General features: G+C 42.5%; 19 protein-coding genes. 12 read left to right on the top strand and 7 right to left on the bottom strand.

Translation table 11 applies throughout. From position 1 onward, the window contains the following. Positions 1-74: 74 nt before the first annotated feature. The gene (locus tag Q9G97_RS09730) at positions 75-1283 is read right to left on the bottom strand and encodes an alpha-hydroxy acid oxidase (RefSeq protein WP_305898644.1); all 1209 of its coding nucleotides are present in this window, start codon (positions 1281-1283) and stop codon (positions 75-77) included. Positions 1284-1466: 183 nt separating this feature from the next. On the opposite strand from Q9G97_RS09730, the gene Q9G97_RS09725 reads away from it, so the two are divergent. Beyond that, positions 1467-2348, top strand: a complete 882-nt coding sequence (locus Q9G97_RS09725) for an IS982 family transposase (protein WP_305898643.1) — start codon at positions 1467-1469, stop codon at positions 2346-2348. Positions 2349-2478: 130 nt separating this feature from the next. Here the strand turns inward: Q9G97_RS09725 and Q9G97_RS09720 are convergent, their stop codons facing one another. The 5 genes from Q9G97_RS09720 to Q9G97_RS09700 all read right to left on the bottom strand — a co-directional run bounded on the left by Q9G97_RS09720 (position 2479) and on the right by Q9G97_RS09700 (position 9056). After that, a complete protein-coding gene (locus tag Q9G97_RS09720) occupies positions 2479-4245 on the bottom strand; it encodes an L-lactate permease (protein WP_305900317.1) in 1767 nt (588 codons plus the stop codon). Between the two features lie 467 nt (positions 4246-4712). Continuing rightward, complete coding sequence (glcF, locus tag Q9G97_RS09715) at positions 4713-5936, bottom strand: glycolate oxidase subunit GlcF (RefSeq protein ID WP_305898642.1); 1224 nt, start codon at positions 5934-5936, stop codon at positions 4713-4715. A gap of 19 nt (positions 5937-5955) precedes the next feature. Next, positions 5956-7032, bottom strand: coding sequence for a glycolate oxidase subunit GlcE (glcE, locus tag Q9G97_RS09710; RefSeq protein ID WP_305898641.1), 1077 nt, complete (start codon positions 7030-7032; stop codon positions 5956-5958). Continuing rightward, complete coding sequence (locus Q9G97_RS09705; RefSeq protein WP_305898640.1) at positions 7029-8504, bottom strand: FAD-linked oxidase C-terminal domain-containing protein; 1476 nt, start codon at positions 8502-8504, stop codon at positions 7029-7031. The genes glcE and Q9G97_RS09705 overlap by 4 nt, the downstream gene beginning before the upstream one ends. 240 nt (positions 8505-8744) lie before the next feature. Then, entirely contained in the window at positions 8745-9056 is a 312-nt protein-coding gene (locus Q9G97_RS09700; protein WP_305898639.1) for a glutaredoxin family protein, read from the bottom strand. Between the two features lie 157 nt (positions 9057-9213). Between Q9G97_RS09700 and mtgA the strand changes: the two genes are divergently transcribed. The 6 genes from mtgA (at position 9214) to Q9G97_RS09670 (ending at position 14089) form a co-directional block, all read left to right on the top strand. Further along, positions 9214-9891, top strand: a complete 678-nt coding sequence (gene mtgA / locus Q9G97_RS09695) for a monofunctional biosynthetic peptidoglycan transglycosylase (RefSeq protein ID WP_305898638.1) — start codon at positions 9214-9216, stop codon at positions 9889-9891. A 111-nt stretch (positions 9892-10002) separates the two neighbouring features. Then, entirely contained in the window at positions 10003-12300 is a 2298-nt protein-coding gene (gene ppk1, locus Q9G97_RS09690; protein ID WP_305898637.1) for a polyphosphate kinase 1, read from the top strand. Between the two features lie 257 nt (positions 12301-12557). Next, positions 12558-12737 carry a hypothetical protein gene (locus Q9G97_RS09685; RefSeq protein ID WP_305898636.1) on the top strand — a complete coding sequence of 60 codons (180 nt, stop codon included), beginning with the start codon at positions 12558-12560 and terminating at the stop codon, positions 12735-12737. 59 nt (positions 12738-12796) lie between these two features. After that, positions 12797-13093 carry a hypothetical protein gene (locus Q9G97_RS09680; protein WP_201569781.1) on the top strand — a complete coding sequence of 99 codons (297 nt, stop codon included), beginning with the start codon at positions 12797-12799 and terminating at the stop codon, positions 13091-13093. Positions 13094-13165: 72 nt separating this feature from the next. Beyond that, positions 13166-13810, top strand: a complete 645-nt coding sequence (locus Q9G97_RS09675) for a hypothetical protein (protein WP_227680240.1) — start codon at positions 13166-13168, stop codon at positions 13808-13810. 66 nt (positions 13811-13876) lie between these two features. Beyond that, complete coding sequence (locus tag Q9G97_RS09670; protein ID WP_305898635.1) at positions 13877-14089, top strand: hypothetical protein; 213 nt, start codon at positions 13877-13879, stop codon at positions 14087-14089. A gap of 121 nt (positions 14090-14210) precedes the next feature. Here the strand turns inward: Q9G97_RS09670 and Q9G97_RS09665 are convergent, their stop codons facing one another. Further along, positions 14211-14987, bottom strand: a complete 777-nt coding sequence (locus Q9G97_RS09665) for a tRNA-(ms[2]io[6]A)-hydroxylase (RefSeq protein ID WP_305898634.1) — start codon at positions 14985-14987, stop codon at positions 14211-14213. Between the two features lie 433 nt (positions 14988-15420). Here Q9G97_RS09665 and Q9G97_RS09660 point away from each other — a divergent pair, with 433 nt between their 5' ends. The 5 genes from Q9G97_RS09660 (at position 15421) to kdsA (ending at position 23342) form a co-directional block, all read left to right on the top strand. Then, on the top strand, positions 15421-17619 hold the full coding sequence (locus tag Q9G97_RS09660; protein WP_305898633.1) for a malate synthase G: 2199 nt from the start codon (positions 15421-15423) through the stop codon (positions 17617-17619). A gap of 516 nt (positions 17620-18135) precedes the next feature. Next, a complete protein-coding gene (locus Q9G97_RS09655) occupies positions 18136-19203 on the top strand; it encodes a porin (RefSeq protein ID WP_305898632.1) in 1068 nt (355 codons plus the stop codon). Positions 19204-19385: 182 nt separating this feature from the next. Then, the gene (locus Q9G97_RS09650; protein WP_305898631.1) at positions 19386-20429 is read left to right on the top strand and encodes a porin; all 1044 of its coding nucleotides are present in this window, start codon (positions 19386-19388) and stop codon (positions 20427-20429) included. 224 nt (positions 20430-20653) lie between these two features. Beyond that, on the top strand, positions 20654-22288 hold the full coding sequence (locus Q9G97_RS09645) for a CTP synthase (RefSeq protein ID WP_305898630.1): 1635 nt from the start codon (positions 20654-20656) through the stop codon (positions 22286-22288). Positions 22289-22463: 175 nt separating this feature from the next. Next, positions 22464-23342, top strand: a complete 879-nt coding sequence (kdsA, locus tag Q9G97_RS09640; RefSeq protein ID WP_305898629.1) for a 3-deoxy-8-phosphooctulonate synthase — start codon at positions 22464-22466, stop codon at positions 23340-23342. The last annotated feature ends 45 nt before the right edge of the window (positions 23343-23387 follow it).

Below are 23387 nucleotides of genomic sequence, written 5' to 3'. Positions count from 1 at the left end.
AAGCATACTCCTACTTAAAAGTCAGGTTTAACAAAGCATTAATATAACGAGCTATTAGCACTGGCTATCAGCGCTTACCAAGGGGGTGGCGCTATAAAAGGCGCTGCAGTCTTGAGATGCTCAAACGAGCCTTTGACTAAGATATCTTGAGTGACATCATTAATATCAGTATGACCACAAAACGCCATAGTTGTGTCGCACTCTTTATAGATTAGCTCCAGTGCTCGGCGTACGCCATCCTCGCCATAAGCACCAAGCCCATATAGGAATGCTCGGCCAATCATCGTGCCATTTGCTCCTAATGAGATAGCTTTTAGCACATCTTGCCCTGAGCGAATACCGCTATCGAGCCAAATCTCAATTTGGCTATTCTCCGCGCGCACTGCTTGTACGATATCGCTGAGCGCGGCAATAGAGGAGGGCGCACCATCGAGCTGACGGCCACCATGATTGGAGACCACCAGCGCATCGGCACCACTACGCGCGGCTAATATCGCATCCTCTGGCTCCATAATGCCTTTTATAATCAGCTTGCCGCCCCACATATCTTTGATACGGGAGACATCATCCCAGCTCAGCGCGGGATCGAACTGCTCAGCTGTCCATGCTGATAGTGATGAGAGGTCTTCAACATTTTTGGCATGACCAACGATATTACCAAAGGTGCGTCTTTTGGTACCGAGCATATTCATGCACCACTGCGGCTTAGTCATTAGATTGAGGATATTAGCCAAGGTTGGTTTTGGCGGCGCGGATAGACCGTTTTTGATATCTTTGTGACGCTGACCGAGCACCTGCAAGTCAGCGGTTAAGATCAGCGCTGAGCAATTGGCTTGTTTTGCACGACGAATCAAATTGGCGATAAAATCCTGATCGCGCATCATATACAGCTGAAACCAAAATGGCGCACTGGTGTTCTCAGCGACATCTTCAATTGAGCAGATACTCATGGTCGAGAGTGAGAACGGCACACCGAACTTTTCAGCCGCGCGTGCGGCATGAATCTCGCCATCCGCCCACATCATCCCCGTGAAGCCCGTTGGTGCAATGGCGACTGGCATAGAAACTTGCTCATCGATCATCGTAGTCGCCAGCGAGCGATTCTCCATATTAACTAGCACACGCTGGCGCAGCTTGATACGATCAAAGTCAGTCTCGTTATTACGGTAAGTGGTCTGAGTCCATGAGCCTGAGTCGACATAATCATAGAACATACGCGGTACTTTGCGCTCGGCTACTCGTCGCAAGTCTTCAATTTCAGTTATTTTTGTTAAGTCTGTCATGGGATTTATCCTTATTTCTTATCACTGGCGGTCGCTATTATATAATGACCGCTATAAATTCAATATAATATCTTAGCGAAAATACAGTAATTATACCCCACTCTCAACTTCGAAAGTGATTGAAAAAAGAAGAGCACCTCACTAATCTATTGTTTTCGACCAAGAATACAATGGAGTTGTGAGATGCCCATAGACGAATTTATCATCAATATCTATTTAATGGTAGAGCAATATTACAAAATAGTCGTCATCAAACCCTTGCGAAGTGCAGGTTACGCGCCAAAGCTAAGTGATCCTGAGGTTATTTGCATGGAGATGGTCGGTGAATTTTTACACCTTGATCAAGACAAACAAATTTGGCAATACTTTACCCAGCATTGGCAAGACTGGTTTCCAGCCATCGGCTCATACCCTAACTTCGCAAAGCACTGCGCCAATCTGTGGCAAGTCAAACAGCAGATACAAGATAAAGTCAGTCAAATTGAAGGCCGTGACAACATTCATTTTATGGATGGCTTTCCGATACCCGTCTGTCATTATGGACGCGCTTATCGGCATAAGAATTATCAAGACTTAGCAGCTTTTAGCTACTGTGCCGCTAAGCAAGAGAGGTACTATGGCTTTGAAGGCCATTTGCTTGTTAACTTATCGGGCATGATTAAAGGCTTTACCTTTGCTCCTGCCAATGTTGATGAAAGAGCGGTTGCCCCAGAAATCACCACTCATATTCATGGGCTACTTGGCGCTGATAAAGGGTATATCAGCCCTAGTCTGACATCGTACTACGATGCTCAAGGCGTGGATTTACAAACGCCACTCAGAGCCAACATGAAAGAGGATAGACCCAAACCTGTGGTAAGGCGGCTAATGAAAGCCCGCCGTATCGTTGAAACAGTCATTGGTCAGCTATCAGAACGATTTAATATACAAAGGGTACGAGCAAGAGATTTATGGCATTTGTCTCATCGATTGATTCGTAAGATTCTTTCACACAATCTGTGCTTTGTACTCAACAAAAAACTTGGTAATCCGCCTCTTCAGTTTGATTTGCTTATTTCAAGTTGAGAGTGGGGTTAATTATTATAGTAACTATTAAAGTAATGAAGATACAAAGCTGGCGCTATCAGAAGTTCTCTAACAGCGCCAGCTTTAGCCTCAACGGTTACTTTACGAGTTGTGACTTGTGAATGATAAGCTACGAGCTTTGAACATTGGCTTTTTTACTGCTGATCGACATAAGCCCAAAGAAGGCAATCGGCCAAACAACGGCCAATATCCACCATACTAATCCACCAAAAATAATGCCCATACCGATCAAACCTGCCTGAATGACATAGTAGATCATCGCCACTAAGGTTTTGCGGATGACATAACCCTCCTTATCCATTAAACCCACTACCGCACAAGCGGCAACTACGTTATGCACAGAAATCATATTACCAGCGGCTCCGCCTACCGCTTGTAGTGCGACTACTTGTGCTGCAAGATTAGTATCGAAACCAATTTGACTAGCTGTTGACCACTGAAAGTAAGAGAACATCATATTACTGACGGTATTAGAACCTGCAATGAACGCACCCATTGCGCCAATCCATGGAGACACAATTGGCCATCCATTTTGAAAGGCACCAGCAGCGCTCTCAGCCAATAATATAGGCATAGCAGGTAGCGAATTCACAACGTCAGCAGCTGAGCCAGAGTTGATGAATACTTGCACCATAGGTACCGAAAATAGCAAAGCTGGTGCAGCAGCTACCATCGTTTTTGCCGAGTTACTCCAACTACGTTTTACCGCTTGACCATTCATTTTAAATAACAAAATACATATTAAAGAGGCAATAATAAGAATAGTACCTGGAGAGTAGGCAAGTTGTATTTTACTAGATATGGTCGTACCAAACAAATTGGTAAACTCTACAGTAGTCAAGCTACCTGTCAAAAATGCTTTAAGCGGTGCAATGACTCGCGTGATGATCAATAAGCCAATAACGATAAGATAAGGAGAAAACGCTCTAACTAAAGAAAATCTTGGTGCAATAGAGTCATCAAACTTTTCTTCAGGTAACGAGCCGAGCCAGTCTTTATCCCATTTAGCGCGTGGCGCAAAATCGAAAGTGTTTTTAGGCATTAAAAAGCCACGCTTTGCTGCAGGAAGCACAATCATAAGACCAATAAAACCGCCAACCAATGACGGGAATTCAGGACCTAGATACTTGGCCACTAAAAAATAAGGAATGGTAAAGCTGAGACCAGCAAATATAGCGAAAGGCCATACTTTGAGCCCTTCAACGAAAGAACGATTTGTACCAAAGAATCGGGTCAAAAACCCACTTAAAAGTAACGGAATTAAAAAACCTACTAACGCATGTATCAGGCCGATATTACCTGTAATTTGCAGTAGATAATTCTCAGGCGAGAGTGGCGCAATCGCTTGTGCTATATCTTGCTTATCATTAATACCAGTCCAAACACCTAGTAATACCGGCGTCCCAACAGCACCAAATGATACGGGTGTCGATTGAATAATTAATACAGCCATAACTGACGCCATCGCTGGGAAACCTAAAGCGAGCAACAACGGTGCACCGATAGCAGAAGGCGTACCAAATCCTGATGAGCCTTCTACCATCGAGCAGAATAACCAAGCCACAATAATGACTTGAATGCGCCTATCAGGTGAGATGTCCATAAAGCCTTTACGGATAGCGACAATAGCGCCACCCTCCTTTAAAGTATTCAGCAATAAAATTGCGGCGAATACAATAAACAACAGCGTGAGGGCAACGATGACACCGTTTACAGTAGCAGCGGCTACTTGAGCACCGCTGGCTTGCCAAACAAACAATGCTAGAAGCGCGGTCACTAGATAGGCAACGCCCATAGATATTTTGGCTGGTAGACGCATGATCACCAGTAAAACTAGAACCACAATAATTGGCGCTAAGGCCAGAAGGGTATACATCATCAACATCCTTGTTAAAGATAATTAGAATTATGGTTTGAGCATTATCAAAACATATATTTATTCATTTTTTGAAACAAAAAAATCTATAGCTTATTAAAGTAAATAATAGTTACTACAGAGAACGATACCCATTTAGAAGATCAAATGAGTTCTTTTACTTTTGTACTTAATATTCCTATTCAATGTAGCAAAATTTATTTATAAATCCTAGAAAAATATAAGATATTAGTAAACGATTTTTTAGTATATTGATAAAATAAATAATAGGCATTCAGCTAAAGAATACAAATTAAATATTCTAAAAGCTATGCCAGTACTATATTTGAAGGATATTAATAGCTGATTTTTACTTAATAAGAGTTTTTTACCAGTATCCCGTTAACCGAATATAAGTTTACTTATATGAGTTTATCTACATATCTAACTTTTAGCTCATAATTATCACAACTGATCCCTATTTAATGTTATGACATATCTAATAATTCAATCCAGTGCTTAACGGGGATTGTAGATCGGCTTTCTAAGTGAAGCTGGCAACCAATATTTGCAGTGACGATCTGATCAGGATTGCCCACGGTAAGGTCGGTCAATTTATTAGACAGCAGTTTCTGACTCAATTCAGGTTGCAGGATAGAGTAAGTACCCGCTGAACCGCAGCATAAGTGTCCGTTTTGTGTGCGAGAAAGCTCAATACCCGCTTGTTGCAATATCTGCTCGACATGACCGCCTAACTGTTGGGCATGTTGTAAAGAGCAGGGGCAATGAACCGCTGTCTTATGTCCTAATTTTTTTAATCCTAATTTGCCCAAATCTTCTTTAATCAATATCTCACTTAAATCGTAAGTCAAGTCACTGACCCGCTTGGCTTTAGCTGCATAATGAGGGTCATGACTTAGTTTTTCACCGTATTCTTTGACCATAGAGCCACATCCTGAAGCATTAATGACAATGGCCTCAATGCCTGATTCAATATCTGGCCACCAGGCGTCGATATTTCGCCGCATAAAGCCCAGTCCTTCTTCGTGAGCTGTCATGTGATAGCTGACAGCACCACAGCATCCAGCTTTAGGAGCGGAAAACAAGCTAATGCCAAGTTTATCCAATACGCGAGTGGCTGCAATGTTGGTATTAGGGGTCGCTGAAGGTTGCGCGCAGCCCTCTAATACCAGCATACGGCGTAAGTGTGACTGTGGCTGCGGCGCAGGCATAGAAAGCTTAACTTGCTTGACAGGAACTTTAGCTTTTAAGTCGCGTGGTAAAAACGTGCGAAACAGCTGCCCTAGTCGTAGCAGAAATCCAAATCGATTTGAGTAAGGAAGTATTTGTCTAAGTAGCCAGCGCGTTAGTTTTTGATCAGCAGGCCTTGCTACTTCAGTCTCCATAATATCGCGGCCAATTTCGGCTAAGCGACCATATTTTACGCCAGAAGGGCAAGTGGTCTCGCAGCTACGACAAGTCAGACAACGGTCTAAATGCCGTTGCGTTTTTTCACTAACTGAGCCAGTTTCAAGCATCTGCTTTATTAGATAAATACGACCGCGAGGCCCATCACGTTCATCACCTAATTCTTGATAAGTGGGGCATGTAGCATTACAAAAGCCGCAGTGGACACAGCTACGCAAAATAGCATCTGCTTCTTGGATATCTTGATGATCTAAATATTTAACATTGATTTTGGTTCGCATCATGCGCTCCTTTTTATTAAGCTCACATCCAGCTATACAAGCGACCAGGATTAAAAACTTCATTGGCATCAAAAGCAAGCTTAAGTCTTTTGTGAAGCTGGCGTAGCGCTGCCGGCTGATTATGAAACACTTCCTGCACTCTATTGCCACCACGGTAACAGCTCACTTGACCGCCCATACGCTCAGCAATGCTCTCAAGCTCCTCTGTAGAAAAGTCGCCACGAAGCCAGCGCTGAGCACCGCCCCAGTCGATAAGCCAGTTTTCATTGGGCAGACTATGGTCGGCATTACTATTGACTGAGAATCGCCACAAGGGTTCTGAACCCAAAAAGTAATCCAATTGCTGTTCACGAAGCTTAAGCCAAAAGTCATTGTTGTCTGCTAAGACCTCTCCTTCTTGTAAGGTCTTCCCTTGCCATTGATCAACGGCACTGTCGACAGCGCTTTGTGCGCCTGCTAAGCGTAGATAAAGATGATTATCAAGCCAGCAAGCACCTGTTAATGGCTTGGATTGAGCAGAGAGACGATTCATAGTTTCAATAGCTTGAGCGGCAGGCATTGGTTGCTTGATAGTCGCAGTAGCAGCAGGTCTAGGCATGACTTTGAGACTGACTTCAGTGATAATACCTAGCGTGCCCATAGCACCCGCTTGCATCCTTGAGACATCATAACCTGCGACGTTTTTCATGACTTGACCGCCAAAGCGTAGCTCCTCTGCACGCCCATTGATCAAACGCACGCCCAGCACATGATCTCTGATTGAACCACTCCAAGGTCGCGCAGGTCCTGATAAGTGACAGGCCAAAGTACCGCCTAAGGTGGCTTGGTTGTCAAACAATGGCGGCTCAAACGCTAAACATTGATTATGCTCTGCTAGTGCTTTGTGAATATCAATTAATGGCGTTCCAGCTCGAGCTGTAAGCACCAATTCGACGGGCTCATAGCTGGTAATACCACGATGTTCGCTCAGATTGATAGGCTCGCCCGTAGGAGTGCGACCCATAAAAGCTTTACTACCACCGCCGATAATTTGTAGCTTAGTGCCGTCTTTATTGGCTTGTTTTACTCGCTCAATTAGCATCTGACTGATGTCTGTCATGCCAGATCTCCTTTTAACTGGTTTTCCGATTCAAATTTTATATCATCAAGACTTCGGTACTCCTGACAGCGTTTGAGTATCGGAATGCCTTTACCGGGGTTTAGGGTGCCAATAGGATCAAAAGCGTGTTTGATGGCATGAAACTGTGTCAGCTCTTGATCGGTGAATTGAACAGCCATTTGACGAATCTTTTCGACACCGACACCATGCTCGCCTGTGATACAACCGCCGACTGCTACGCAAAGCTCTAAAATTTTACTACCAAATTCTTCGGTCTTTTCAAGCTCGCCTGGTACATTGGCATCAAATAAAATAAGCGGATGTAGATTGCCGTCACCAGCATGGAATACGTTCGCAACTTTTAGACCATAGTGTTCAGAGAGTTTTTGCATTTCGGTCAAGACATAAGCCAGTTGACCTCGTGGAATAGTGCCATCCATACAGTAATAATCGGGGGAGATGCGACCTACCGCTGGAAACGCCGACTTGCGACCTTTCCACAATAGCGCGCGTTCTGCTTCGCTTTGCGAGACGCGCGTAGAAGTTGCCCCAAGCTCAATAAACAGCTGCTCAACCTCTGCAATCTGCTCTTGAACCTCAGCTTCGCTACCATCTAGTTCACAGAGCAACACGGCTTGGGCATCTATTGGATAGCCAGCATGAGCAAACGCTTCGGCTGCGATAATGGCAGGGCTATCCATCATCTCAAGCCCTGCGGGTATGATGCCTTTGGCAATGACAGCACCAACGGCATCCCCTGCTGCTTGAACATCGCTAAAGGCTGCCATAATAACTTGTGCCTTTTCAGGACTCGGCAGTAGCTTAACAGTGACCTCAGTAATGACGCCAAGTAGACCTTCAGAGCCCGTAATGAGAGCCATTAGATCAAACCCGTTACTGTCAAGTCCTTCACTACCGATGCTGATCAGATCGCCCTCAACCGTCACCATTTCAACTTTGAGTAAATTGTGAGTGGTTAAACCATATTTTAGACAATGAACACCACCTGAGTTTTCAGCGACGTTACCACCGATTGAGCAGGCAATTTGTGAGGAGGGATCGGGACCGTAATAAAGACCATAAAAGCTCGCGGCTTCACTGATGGCAAGGTTACGAACGCCAGGTTGCAGACGAGCACTACGAGCAAGCGGATCGATATTAAGAATGTGCTTAAACCTTGACATGACCAGTAACACACCATCAGGATTAGGCATTGCCCCTGCACAAAGGCCTGTGCCTGCGCCGCGCGCCACTACTGGAATCTGATAGCGATAGCAAATCTGCATCACTTTACAAACTTGTTCAACAGTTTCGGGTATGGCTACGATAAAGGGCATATCACAATATACTGATAAGCCATCACACTCAAAAGGCTTTTGGGTTTCTTGATCATCAATGACATATTCAGATTCAATAAATTCACGGAACATCTGAACTAGCGTTGCTCTATCTATTTTTGAGTTGTGCTCCAATTTAGCTCTCCTTTTTTCTCACTGAACTGATATTAGTCATTTTGTTAACAAGATACCAGTCATTATGTTAACAAATAGGTAAATGATAGGATATAACAAAGATCAAAGATTTAGCAACAATCATGTATATCAATAATCAATAAAATGAAATGTAACCTTTTGTGTGAGTAAGAAGTTAGACTTAATATTTATCTTAAGTAAGACAGAATGATTTAAACAAAAGAGAAAAAAATCGAAAAATTATAATAGTTGCTGCAAATCCAATACTGAAAAAGGATAATCTAAACGCTGAGTTTGAGTTAATAGTACAGGAATATTAGTGGCAAATAGCATCATCAAATCTTCATCGAACTCAATAATATCAATGGTCTGATAAGAGAGAGGTTGCACTGCTTGCAAGCGCGCCATTATCTGTGCGGCGATATCACACAAATGACAGCCAGAGGTACCCAATAACCACCACTGCTCATGATGCTGAGCTAAGTTAGGTATAGCAGCAATAATGTCAGCTCGCAGGACTCGAATATTATTAGCAAGGTCAAGGTTTTTCATAGTAGTGACTTATATTAAAAGTAGTTTTACTGTATAAAAAATCAGCTTTATATCATAAACAAATCAGGTAAATAATAACAGCAGCCGTGACAGCGATAGCGAGATTGGGTAATATATCCTACTACTTAGCACCATTCATCAATCGGACACCTGATACATGACAAGTTTTGGCGGATTCATCAAACGGCTATTATGGGCAGTCCTTACACTGATAGTGGCTTTTCATGTATTAGTAGCAGGACTACTATTATTATGGAAGTCTCAACCTATCAATAATAGTATGTTTATGCTCACTCATAGGCTGACCGGTGGCGATGTCACCCAGACTTGGGTTGAGTACGATCAGATTGCCAAGTCAGCCAAACAAGCCGCTATCGTCAGTGAAGACTCAACCTTTAGTCAGCATGGTGGTTTTGATTTTGATGGTATAAAAGCGGCGCAAAAAAAGAATGAAGCAACGGGTAAGATGTCAGCTGGCGGCTCAACGATTACTCAACAGTTGGCTAAGAATCTATTTTTAACCTCGCATCGCTCTTATGTGCGCAAAGGTGAAGAGGCCGTTATCACTCTTATGATAGAAACGTTTTGGGATAAGCCACGTATCTTGACCGCTTATCTTAACGTGGCTGAATTTGGCAATGGCATTTACGGTGTTGAAGCCGCTGCCCAGCACTATTTTGACAAATCAGCCAATGATCTCAACCGTGATGAGTCAGCGCTGCTTATTGCCTCTTTGACTAATCCAAAATATTATCAAGATAATCGTAATGACAAGCGCTTGCGTAACAAGCAACGCATTATTAAAAAACGCCTAAAAAATGCCGCTTTGCCATAAGTGGCTTGGCCGGCTAATTGGTTAATGGTAGCGTTTGGGAATACAGTCAAAAATACAATAATTACCTCAATCAACTGACTCAACAAACCTTAATTAAGAGGAGCTTAGGTCATGACCCAAAGTAATGATGCTGATAAAACAATAAAAACGAATCCAAGTGTTGACGATACATCAGTTGCTCACGCAAAATTAGCGACTAGCACAAGTCAAAACCCAGCCGCCCCTGAAACCAAACCTATAAAGAGTACACCCGTGTCAACAGCAACTAACTCCTCGAATACCACAAAAAATAATATCACCCAAATTAACTGGCATCGCTTCGATGATGGCAGTTATTCATCAAGCAGCTATATCAATCGTGACTTGTCTCTTTTACAGTTTCATATGCGGGTCTTATCCCAAGCCGCTAGTCCGTTACATCCGCTGCTTGAGCGCTTGTTCTTCTTAATAATTTTCTCATCTAATTTGGATGAGTTTTTTGAGATTCGTGTCGCAGGCTTGATGCAAAAGCTTAATCTAGGTGATGCGCCTCATAGTCCCCATGGTATGCGCCCAAGCGAGACTTTGAACGAAATCTCAACGATTGCGCACCAAGCGATTGAAGAACAGTATCGTATCTTGAACGAAGATATACTGCCAGCATTGGCTAAGCAAGATATCCGCTACCTAAAGCGCGATGAGCTAAATGCCAAGCAGTCTGCTTGGATGAAGCGTTATTTTATCGAGCAAGTCTCACCCGTGCTGACACCGATCAGTATTGATCCTGCGCACCCTTTTCCTCGTCTAGTCAATAAAAGCTTAAACTTTATCGCAAGCTTAGAGGGCAAAGATGCCTTTGGTCGCGATATTAATTTGGCAATCGTGCCAGCCCCGCGTAGCTTGCCCCGCGTCATTCGCCTGCCAGATGAGTTGACGGGCGGTAAAGAGCATCATGTTATGCTCTCAGCGGTGATCCATGAGCATATCGGTGATCTATTCCCTGGGATGAATGTTACGGGCTGTCATCAGTTCAGACTGACTCGTAATGCTGATCTTGACTTAGCGGATGATGTGGATGATATCGCCAAGGCGCTTGAGGGTGAGCTTGAAAACCGTCGCTTTGGTGATAAAGTTCGACTTGAGGTGACAACGGACTGTCCAACGCCTATCAGTGATTATCTGCTGAATCAGTTTGAGCTGCATGACAATCAGCTGTACCGCGTCAATGGTCCTGTCAACTTAACGCGACTGCTTTTTGACTTCAATATTCCAAACTTACGCTATCAGCCTTTTACTCAAATACTGCCTAAGCCCTTTCGCCGTGAGTTTGATAAATTAGATCGCAGCACTAGTATGTTTGGCGCGATGCGTAAAGGCGATGTCCTAGTTCATCATCCTTTTTATTCATTCTCGCCTGTGGTTAATTTGCTTTGGCAAGCTGCCAATGATCCCAAAGTATTAGCCATCAAGCAGACTTTATATCGCTCTGGTACGAACTCTGAGATCGTCCAAGCGCTCGCCGCAGCCGCGCGTAACGGTAAAGAGGTGACCGCAGTTATTGAGCTGCGAGCCCGTTTTGATGAGGCTTCAAATATTGCAGTAGCCAACTTTTTGCAAGAAGCAGGGGCAGTAGTGGTTTATGGCATCGTTGGCTATAAGACTCACGCTAAGCTGATTCTTATCGTCCGTCGTGAAGATGACAAGATTCGCCGTTATGTGCATTTAGGCACAGGTAACTATCATGCAGCCAATGCCAAAGTCTATACTGATTATGGATTGTTCACCGCTGACCCTAATATCTCAGAGGATGTGCATAATATATTTCAAGAGCTGACGGGTATGGGTAAGCCTGCTAACTTGAAACAGTTGCTTCATGCCCCTTTTACCTTGCATGATCAGCTTATTCAGTTTATCGATGACGAAATCACTTATGCCAAAGCGGGCAAGCGGGCACATATTATTATCAAAGCCAATGCCTTGACAGAGCGTCGTCTGATCGACAAGCTCTACGATGCCTCACAAGCTGGGGTAAAGATTGAACTAATATTGCGCTCTATGTGTTGTTTGCGTCCGCAAGTAGCAGGCCTGTCTGAGAATATTACGGTACGCTCTATCGTTGGTCGCTTTTTGGAGCATACGCGAGTTTATTATTTCCATAATAATGGTAATGAGCGTATGTACTGTGCTAGTGCCGACTGGATGGATCGCAATCTATTTCACCGAGTAGAGGTCGCCTTTCCTATAAAAGATAAAAAAATATTTAAGCAAATTTTTGAAGATGGGCTGCAAAACTATCTACAAGACAATGTGCAAGCATGGACCTTGGATAGCGCAGGGAATTGGCAGCAGTTGCAACCAAAAGCCGATGAAACGCCTCACATCGCTCAAGACTATTTACTTAAAACTATTAACAGAGTAGGTGAGTCCTAGTACCTCGTTTACAAGCCAATACTTAAAAAGTAGCATAAGATTAGATAGATAACAGCCAGCTAAGCATAGATATATTCTGTGCTTAGTTTTTTTTGTCAAAAATAACCAGTTACAAACGTTGGTTTTAGCTCACATATATACACACATTGAAACCGCAGCACACTAGTATGCTTATCTTGCAATTATCTATACTTAGTGAAACAGCGATGATTGACATCGACCTAAATTATGTCCCTCAACTATGTGTAGGAGACCTTATGAGTAGCTCAAACAATAACCAAGACGTCAAATCAGAGATCAATGAAGCTATCAAAAAAGTAGATGCTAAACAGATCGATAAAAACTTACAGCAGGATAAAGCAGCGAACCAACCAGAAGACTTGACTGATGCAGAAAAGACTCCTTTTATAGATGAGCAACAACGTACTGATAAGTAGGCTTACTACTTATAAATAATGACAAATATAAACCGATATGATTATGAGAGGGATGACCCATGACAGTTAATTCTAATATAACCAGTAGTAGTGAAAAAGTTATTGTAGATAACGAGCAGCCTAATGATGAAGCGGTAGTACCAGTAAATAATCCTATTCCCAATACGCCAGAAAACCCAAAAGACAGCTATGAAGGTCGTAAGCACGATCCTGAAATTGACGGTCCTCAGCAGGCTTCCCAAGAGACTGACGAAGTATATGCTGACCCTCGTAAAAGTGAGGATTTACCAGCAGGTGGCAAAAATGTCGCTGATCTTAACGCTCATGATTTGAGCCAAGATGGTAATAAAATATAAAAAGAGCGTTATGTTCTTAACTGTTTTAACTGCTCGTCCACTAAATATTTGTAGCTTATTAAGGATAATAAAATGGAAACCAAAGATCCTGCATTAACCAAAACGCCAATCAGTAGTCATGACACCATAGCAGAGATTATTACTGATACTACCTCTGAACATCATGACCATACTCACAAATCTGCTGCTCATGCGGAAGAAGAAAGAAAGGGCACGCAAACGCTGCAAGAGACAGTAATAGGCTCAAGCTTGATTGATGATTTTAAAAACTTAGATGATCCTATTGATGCTAGTATGGCTAACAGAAGCACTCAAAGACAGATAGCTGGTGAGAGCGTTGTTCATGAAGATCCATTAGAGAAGACAGTTGTAGATGAAGAGCTGGCCCAGCGAGATGTCATTAATCATAACGAGGCGGTCAAGAAGCCTATGCCTGCTTATAATCATGATGAACTAGAATCTGAAACCTCTGTTACCAACTATACAGATACTTTTGAAGATGAAGTGCTAGATACCAAGCATGTTAATGATGGCGACAACCCAGCACGTCAGCCTGATCGTCGCGATCAACAAGGCAGTACAGCGTTTGATGAAGGCATTAATGATGAGACAGTCGGTAGCGAAGCACCTAAAAGCGAAGGTATCAATAATATGAATCGCTACGCCAGTGTCGATAATGCGCAAACCCGTATTTTGAATCCTGATCAAAAAGATTAATATGTACTTGCTATCAGTAGCAACGGCTCTAAGATTATGACTAACAAATTTTTGTAAGGATAAGCTATGACTACCCCTGATGACCAAGATAAAGAGTTAAATACGACAGATGAGAGCTATAAGTTAAGGGATGCTAATGATAACAAAGGTATTGTCCCAGATGATGCCCTACAGAAAGTCAACCCAGCAGCGGCCGAACGTGTTACCGAAGATCATGATCCGCATAATATTGCTAAGCATAATAAGCAGTATGATACCGACGCGACCCGTGACAAATAACGCAGCGTAAGTAACGAATTGCAATTGGTTTGTGATTGATACAAAGAAGCAATGAGTGGAGCTTTTATCGGTTTTTACTCATTGCTTTTTTTATGCCGTCAAAGACTAAAGTTGACGCGTTTTAAGCTGGCGTGCCACTATGGAAACGTAACTCATCATCAGGACTCGATATCAGCTCACTTTCTACTTCTCTAAATAAGGCCACACGCTCATCGATATTGTCTTCAGATAAAGACTGAGCTAGTGCCAGATAGTCCTTGAAATGACGACTCTCAGACTTTAATAAATACCGGTAATATTTTTCTAAGCGCGCGTCATCTATGACCTCAGCTAAGGCAGCAAAACGCTCACAAGAGCGAGCCTCAATAAATGCCCCTATTATTAATACATCTACCATTGCCGCAGGCTCAAAGGTGCGTTTATGTTTGAGCATACCTTTGGCATAGCGTCCCGCACTCAAATACTGCCACTCCTGCCCGCGATCCGCCATAATCCCTAGCACTTGCTCATAGTGCAGCATCTCTTCACGCACCAATTGCGCAAGCTTGCACTGTAAGTCATAGGCAAACTCGTAACGAAACATAAGGTTCATTGCGGTACCTGCTGCCTTTTTTTCACAATTTGCATGATCTTGAATGATCAGTGGTAAGTTAGCTAGGGCTTGCTCTACCCAAGACTGGCTAGTACGGCACCCCAAAAACGCATAAATATCAGACAGATCTACTTTTAGCGGTGTGCGCAGTTGAGTAATGTCAACGCTATCGTCAAAAGATTTATCAGGAGCTTTATTTATAGATATTTTATCGACAGACGTTTTATCGATGGATGTCTTAGCAATGGACTGTAATTGCAGATCATCAGTTAACATTTTTGCGGCTGTAACGTGGTTCTGAGTCATAATTTGGCCAAGCTTTATTAACAAGGTAAAGGTGATTTATATTAATTATATCAGCCTTGACTAAGGTCTGTTAGTTTTTCAAAGTATAAGTGAAGTGCAGATAACAGCAAACCGTAATGATTACTTACAGTTTATCTAGACGCCCAAGTCACTTGCTCATTGATCTGCTACTATAGAATCAAAGGTATACGCACTCTCAATTATAAAATTTATAAAACTTCACTATTTATCTAGTGAATACCTATTTATTGTTTATTTCTTTATTTGATAGTAGGATGCATTTTGCTTTTGTGCAATATTGTCTTACTATTGATAATCGTTTCATTACTACTTAATTGTTGTTACCAATAATTGCTCTTAATAATGGTAAGTTTGTACCGTTAGCGCTATAAATTACTATTAATACTTCTCATGTATAGATAAGGACACCACTATGAGCCAGACTTCTCAAAACAATCGTATCCAAAAGGGTATTCTTGCAATCGATCAACAACTGTATGACTTTATCGAAAACGAGGTACTTCCAAAAGTTGGTATGGATTCAGAAAGCTATTGGTCAGGTTTTGAGAAGATCGTCAAGGAGTTCACCCCACGTAACAAAGCATTATTAGCGACGCGTGACGAGATGCAGGAGCAGATTGATCAATGGCATCTGGACAACCCTACTGAAAACGGCAAAATTGATTTTGAGGCGTACAAGCAGTTTTTGCAAGATATTGGTTATTTGCTACCTGAGGGCGAGGCTTTCCAAGTCTCAACTGAAAACGTCGATGACGAAATTGCACATATTGCAGGTCCGCAGTTAGTCGTACCTGTCCGCAACGCTCGCTACGCCTTAAATGCAACCAATGCGCGTTGGGGAAGTCTGTACGATGCACTGTATGGTACTAATGTGATTGGCAGTGAAAACGGTCAAGAAGCTAAAGGCGGTTACAATCCGACTCGCGGTTCAGCAGTAGTCGCTTACGCTAAGCAGTTTTTAGACGAGCACTTCGCGTTAGCGTCAGGCTCATACAACGACGTTACAGGCTTTAAAGTAGTAGAAGGTAAGCTTGAGGTTATCCAAGGTGATAATCACATTGAATTAGCAGATCCTAGTAAATTTGCAGGTTACGTTGGTGAAGCGAGTCAGCCAACTGGCATATTGCTGAAAAATAATAACTTGCATGCCGAGATTCAAATAGATAGTAATAGCCCAATTGGCAAAGACGATGCTGCTGGTATCAAAGACGTCCTACTCGAATCAGCCATTACTGCCATTCAAGATTGCGAAGACTCTATCGCAGCAGTCGACGCCGAGGAGAAAGTTGAAGTTTATCGCAACTGGTTTGGTCTTATGAATGGTGACTTGCAAGAAACCTTTGAAAAAGGTGGCAAGACTCGTACGCGTAAGCAAAACCCAGATCGTACTTATACTGCTCCAGATGGTAGTGAGTTGATTCTTCCTGGTCGTTCACTATTACTCATCCGTAATGTCGGTCATTTGATGCAGAATCCAGCTATCTTAGTCGACTTGGGTAATGGCTCTGAGGAGATATTTGAAGGCATGATGGATGCTCTAGTAACGCCGTTATTGAGCCTCAATGACCTCAAAGGTAAGAGTGCGCTATCAAATTCACGTAAAGGCTCTATGTATATCGTCAAGCCAAAAATGCATGGTCCTGATGAAGTCAAAATGGCTAATGATTTGTTCAATGCATCAGAGGACTTATTAGGTCTTGAGCGCAATACTATCAAAATTGGCATTATGGATGAAGAACGTCGCATGACGGTCAACCTAAAAGAAGCCATTCGCCAAGCTAAAGATCGCGTCATTTTCATTAATACAGGCTTTTTGGACCGTACTGGTGATGAGATGCACACGAGCATGAATGCAGGGGCATTTGTTCGTAAAGGAGATATGAAGTCACAAGCATGGCAACCCGCTTATGAGCAGTGGAACGTCGATGTTGGTTTAGAAGTCGGTCTACAAGGTCGAGCTCAAATTGGTAAAGGTATGTGGGCAAAACCAGATGAAATGCAGGAAATGATGGATACTAAAGCTGCGCATCCTCAAGCTGGTGCTAGTACTGCTTGGGTACCCTCACCAACAGGGGCAACGCTACACGCCATGCACTACCATCAAGTGAACGTAAAAGATGTCCAAGACAAGCTCAAGTCTCGTAGTCGCGCCAATGTCGATGATATTTTGACGATTCCCTTGACGACAGACGGTAACTGGAGCGATGAAGAGAAGCAACAAGAGGTTGAGAACAATGCACAAGGTATCTTAGGGTATGTTGTGCGTTGGGTCAATCAAGGCGTTGGTTGTTCAAAAGTGCCAGATATCAATGATGTTGGCTTAATGGAGGATCGCGCCACTTTGCGTATCTCAAGTCAGCATATAGCCAACTGGCTGCATCATAATATTGTCAGCGAAGAGCAGGTTATGGAAGTCATGAAGCGTATGGCAAAAGTTGTCGATGGTCAAAATGCTGATGATCCTGAATATCAGCCTATGGCACCAGATTTTGAGAGCTCTATCGCTTTCAAAGCGGCTTGCGACTTAGTATTCAAAGGTCGTACACAGCCAAGCGGCTATACCGAGCCACTGCTACACCATGCTCGTCGTGAGCTCAAAGGTAGTCTGTAAATAAGACAACCTATGAATTAGGTCATCTATTTATGGCAAAAATCTGTAGATAATGCTAATAACTAGTTTGTATTACTAAATTAGTTGTTTAGATAAACTGCATCTCTATCTTTTTAATAAGGTAGAGATGTTTTTGTGGATGGCGATTTTTGTTGACAGTAATACTAGCAGTGACTCTGAGCTATTTATGATAATAAATACCAAAAAATATATTGCAAATTATGTCAAAGTTGTTATGCTTGTAGCTGAAGTATGAGTTTGGTAACGGATGTTACGCAATAGAATGATTAATGCCAAATTTTACATATTGATTACATTAGCTTAAATGTTTCTGATTCAGTTTATGTAAAGGTTAGTTTTTTCATCTTACCGTAATAAACCTCTGCCATACTTGTTTCTGACTAATCTCGGTAGCCAGTTACACATTATATCTTTGAGGATTTGTGACGATACCATTGTGAGTAACAGCTAATAATAGCGCGCTCATTACTAAAATTGTGAAGTGGAGATATACCCATGAAAAAACTACTTTTAGCTACAGCCATTGCTGCTCTATCTGTATCTGCAGCTAATGCCGCACCGACTATTTATGGTAAAGCATTCGTTGGTATGGACTATGTTAATGTAGATGATGAAATTAGTGCTATTAACAAAGATGAAGATTCAGTACAAATTAACTCATATTCTTCACGCTTAGGCTTTAAAGGTGCTGAAGCTATTACTGCTAATACTGATGTTATCTATCAGTATGAAGTAGGTATCAATATTGATGGTAACAATGGTGCTGATGATGATGCTAATATCGCTTTCAAAAGCCGTGATACTTATCTAGGTTTCAAAAACGATAGCTATGGTGAATTCCGCTTCGGTCGTAACACTTCAGTTGTTGATTATGTAAACAACGTTATCACTTCTGGTAGTGGTTTTTGGGATAACTTAGGTTCTAACCAGCTTGAAGAAAATGAGAACGGTATCAACATGACTGACAGCGGTCGTCGTGATAACTCAGTGGTTTGGAAAGCGCCTAAGTACAATGGCCTACCATTAGATGTTGCGCTTATGTATAAAGCTAATGAGTCATTAGATGACCTTCCTGGCGACACTGATGCAGGTTTTGCGGCAGCAGCGATGTTTGACGCTGGTGCTGGTATCACTTTTGGTGTTGCTTATGATAACGACGTTAACTTAGACGGTGATCTTATCCGTGGTACTGCTACTGTCGATATGAGCAAATACATCGCTTATCCTGTGACTGTAGGTGGTCTCTATCAAGTTGCTGACTTCGATGACAGCAACAAAATGGGTGGTAGAGGCGACGAGAAAGAAAAGGGCTTTGTTGTTAGTGCGAAAATGGGCCTAAACAACTTTGCTAAGCCAGCTGCTGTTTATGTTCAATACAACAATACCTCTGACGTACGTGGCTTTGATGGCGCTGATTCAGATCAGATCGTTGTCGGTGGTGAGTATCAGTTCAGAAGCAATATGATTGCTCATGCCTATGTTGGTCAAAACTCAGCTGATAATGTTGTTGGTGAAGATTATGACTTGTTCGCAGCAGGTGGTGGTCTAGAATATAAATTCTAATTTAGAATTTAGTATTTAACATTCATCATAAAAACTCACCTCTCAAGGTGAGTTTTTTTGTATAAGCCTTATATAATAATTCAATATCTAGTACTAAATTTATAATGCGCTTATGCTATAAGCAATAGCTAGTGTTAGTTTTAGTGTCTTTTAACACCAACACTATATTAGGGAGACTATCTATGAAAAAATTATTTTTGGCCTCAGCCATTGCAGCATCATCTATAGCTACTGTGCAAGCAGCACCAACAATATATGGCAAAGCTTTCGTTACTATTGATTATGTCGATATTGATTTAGATTATGATAATAATGTCGCTAATAGTCGTACAGACTCTAGCAGCGACTCTGTTCAGATCAACTCAACAATATCACGTATCGGCTTTAGAGGATCTGAAGCAGTAACGATCAATACTGATGTGATCTATCAGTTAGAGTACGGCATCGCTGTTGATGGTAATGAAAGTAATGAGCCAGCTTTTACAAGTCGAGACACCTATCTAGGTCTACTCAATAAAAAGTATGGTGAGTTTCGTTTTGGCCGTAACTATTCCGTTACTGACTATGTCAATAATGTCAGCGTCAATGAAGGCTACTGGGATAATATCGGTGCCAGCGGCGTTAATGAAGATGATTCGATCACCAATGCTTTGACCCTTACAGATGGTGATCGTATTAATAATTCGATTGTCTGGATTGCTCCCAAATATGAGAGCTTGCCATTAGAGCTAGCCCTGCAATACGGTGCTGATGAGAGCTTTGATAATGATAAGAGTAGCGGGTTTGGCGCCTCAATGTTGTTTGATGCAGACTTAGGCGTGACGGTAGGTATCGCTTATGATCAAGACATGAGTATTGATGGTGATATATTGCGTGGTAGCGGAACTGTCAATCTTGATGCTTATACTAGCTATCCTGTTACTTTGGGCGTTTTATACCAACAGGCTGACTACCAAGGTCTTGATAAAGAAAAGGGATTAGCAGTAAGTGCGCAGATGAATTTGGATAATTTCAATCATCCAACCGTTGCTTACGTGCAGTATGACACTACTAAAAATATTGGCGGTATGACAGATTTTGATTCAGATCAGCTGGTAGTAGGTGCTAAATACGCTTACAAAGACAATATCATTGCTCATGGTTACGCAGGCTATAACTCAGCTGACCTTAATGGTACTGATGCTGATGTCATGGCTATCGGTGGCGGGTTAGAATACTTGTTTTAGTATTATGCTCATCAAAGGTTAAGTCAAAAACTCATCCTTCGAGGTGAGTTTTTGACTTATTGATTTATAATGAGTCTACAGCTAAGCTGGGCATAGATTATTGACAAGTTTATTACCGTTATCAGTGACTAAACCTGAACTATTTAGCCCAGTTTGAGTTTTGCTCTATATTTTATGGCGTATTTTTAGTAAAATCCTTCTTTACCAATTACTGACAGAGTGCTATGACCAAGTTTATATTTGTGACCGGTGGGGTAGTGTCCTCGCTAGGAAAAGGTATTACCGCAGCCTCCTTAGCTGCCATATTAGAAGCGCGTGGCGTCAATGTCACAATGACCAAAATGGATCCATATATTAACGTCGATCCAGGCACCATGAGTCCTTTTCAGCATGGTGAAGTGTTTGTGACGGCCGATGGTGCTGAGACCGATTTGGACTTGGGTTATTACGAGCGTTTTTTACGTCACTCTAAGATGAGTAAAAGCAATAACTTTACCAGTGGCCGTATTTATCAAAACGTCTTGAACAAAGAGCGTCGTGGTGAGTATTTAGGCGGTACCGTACAAGTTATCCCACATATTACGGATGAGATTAAAAGCAAAATTTTAGCCAGTGGTGAGGGCTATGATGTGGCCATTATCGAGATTGGCGGTACGGTTGGTGATATTGAATCCTTACCATTTATGGAGGCAGTGCGTCAGATGCAAGTAGAGCTTGGCCGTAATAAAGCCATGCTGATGCATTTAACGCTAGTTCCTTATATTGCCAGTGCTGGCGAGACTAAAACTAAGCCGACTCAGCATTCTGTCAAAGAGCTGCGCTCTATTGGCTTGCAACCTGATATCTTAATCTGTCGCTCTGAGCATAAAATCTCATTAGATAACCGTCGTAAGATTTCACTATTTACTAATGTCGAAGAGCGCGCAGTCATCATGTGTGAGGATGCCAAGAGCATTTATCAAATTCCACGCACTCTCTACGAGCAAGACTTAGACGATTTGATTTGTGAGCGCTTTGGTCTTGATTTGCCAGAGGCGGATTTGAGCGATTGGGATAAAGTCGTTGATGCTCAGCTTAACCCTGAATCGACGGTTACGGTCGCTATGGTCGGTAAGTACGTTGAGTTGCCTGACGCTTATAAGTCTATCAACGAAGCATTATTGCATGCGGGTATCACTCATAAAGCGGATGTCACTATCGATTATATCGATGCTGAGCATTTAGAGGATGATGACAGCTTGTTAGCGCGATTGCAGCAAGCCGATGCGATCTTAGTACCAGGCGGCTTTGGTGAGCGCGGTACGCTAGGTAAGATTAAAGCGATTACTTATGCTCGCGAGAATAATGTTCCGTATCTAGGTATCTGCCTAGGGATGCAATTGGCTGTTATTGAATATGCGCGTAATGTGCTTAACATCAATGCCAACTCCTCTGAGTTTGATCGTAAGACCGCTGAGCCTATTATTGGCCTGATTACTGAGTGGTTAGATGAGCGCGGCGAGTTGCAGATACGTTCTGATGATTCAGACCTTGGTGGTACGATGCGTCTTGGCGCTCAGCAAGCAGAATTAGTGGCTGGTAGTAAGCTGAGCCAAATCTACGGCGCAACCAATATCACTGAGCGTCATCGCCATCGTTATGAGATGAATAATCGTTATATCGAGCCATTAGAGCAAGCGGGTATGACTATCTCTGGCTATTCTGCCAAGCAGCATCTGGTTGAGTCCGTTGAGATCGCCGAGCATCCTTGGTTTATCGGGGTGCAGTTCCACCCAGAATTCACTAGCTCACCACGTGGTGGTCATCCGTTATTTAACAGCTTTGTAAAAGCGGCTAAAAATTATAGCGCTGCTAAGTAAAGCTTAAGTAAAGCTAAGTAACGTAAAAAAGACTGATCTACGGATCGGTCTTTTTTACGTTATGGTTTATCGTAAAGTTACGTCTACCCCCTTTTTTTAATCATGCTATCCGTTACAATAGCTATAGGCATTAAATAAGCTACACTGACTAATAACAATAAACAGGATCACTTTTATGGATAATTTATTAACCGCACAATCACATATTCAGCTTAGTACTCCTAGTGGCGATAGTGCTATCACTATTGGTAACGATCAGCCCTTTGTGTTATTTGGCGGGATGAACGTTCTGGAGTCTAAGGAGCTGGCTTTTGAGATTGCTGAACAGTATATCGATATCTGTGAGCGCCTACAGATCGACTATGTGTTCAAAGCCAGTTTTGATAAAGCCAATCGTTCAAGCCTGACCTCATTTCGTGGCCCTGGGTTGGATAAAGGCATTGATTGGCTGGGTCAAATCAAAGAAAAATACGGCGTGCCAATTATTACCGATGTCCATGAGCCCTATCAAGCACAGCCTGTTGCTGAAGTTGCTGATATCATTCAACTGCCTGCGTTCTTATCCCGTCAGACAGATTTGGTAGAGGCGATGGCCAAAACAGGCGCGATTATTAACATCAAAAAAGCACAGTTTTTAGCGCCGCACGAGATGCGCCATATTATGAATAAGTGCCTTGAAGCAGGCAATGACAAGCTTATCTTGTGCGAGCGCGGAAGTAGCTTTGGTTATAATAATCTAGTGGTCGATATGCTGGGCTTTGATACTATGAAGCAGATGGATGTACCTGTATTCTTTGATGTGACGCATAGTCTGCAGCAGCCAGGTGGACGTAGCGATAGCGCTGGAGGTCGTCGTGAGCAGATTACTACCCTTGCGCGCGCTGGTATGGCAACGGGGCTTGCAGGGCTGTTTTTAGAGGCGCATCCGAGTCCTGAGACTGCAAAGTGTGATGGTCCCTGTGCGCTACGTATGAGCCAGTTAGAGCCGTTTTTAAAGCAATTAAAGCAACTTGATGAGCTAGTAAAAGGCTTTGAGGTTTTAGATACGCAATAATTTAAATAGCTAAGAACTTAAATAGCTAAGAACTTATATACTTGC

This window comes from Psychrobacter sp. M13 (assembly GCF_030718935.1).
Lineage (GTDB): Bacteria > Pseudomonadota > Gammaproteobacteria > Pseudomonadales > Moraxellaceae > Psychrobacter > Psychrobacter immobilis_G.
The sequence above is the reverse complement of the archived record's forward strand: the minus strand, read 5'-3'. Positions and strand labels throughout refer to the sequence as shown.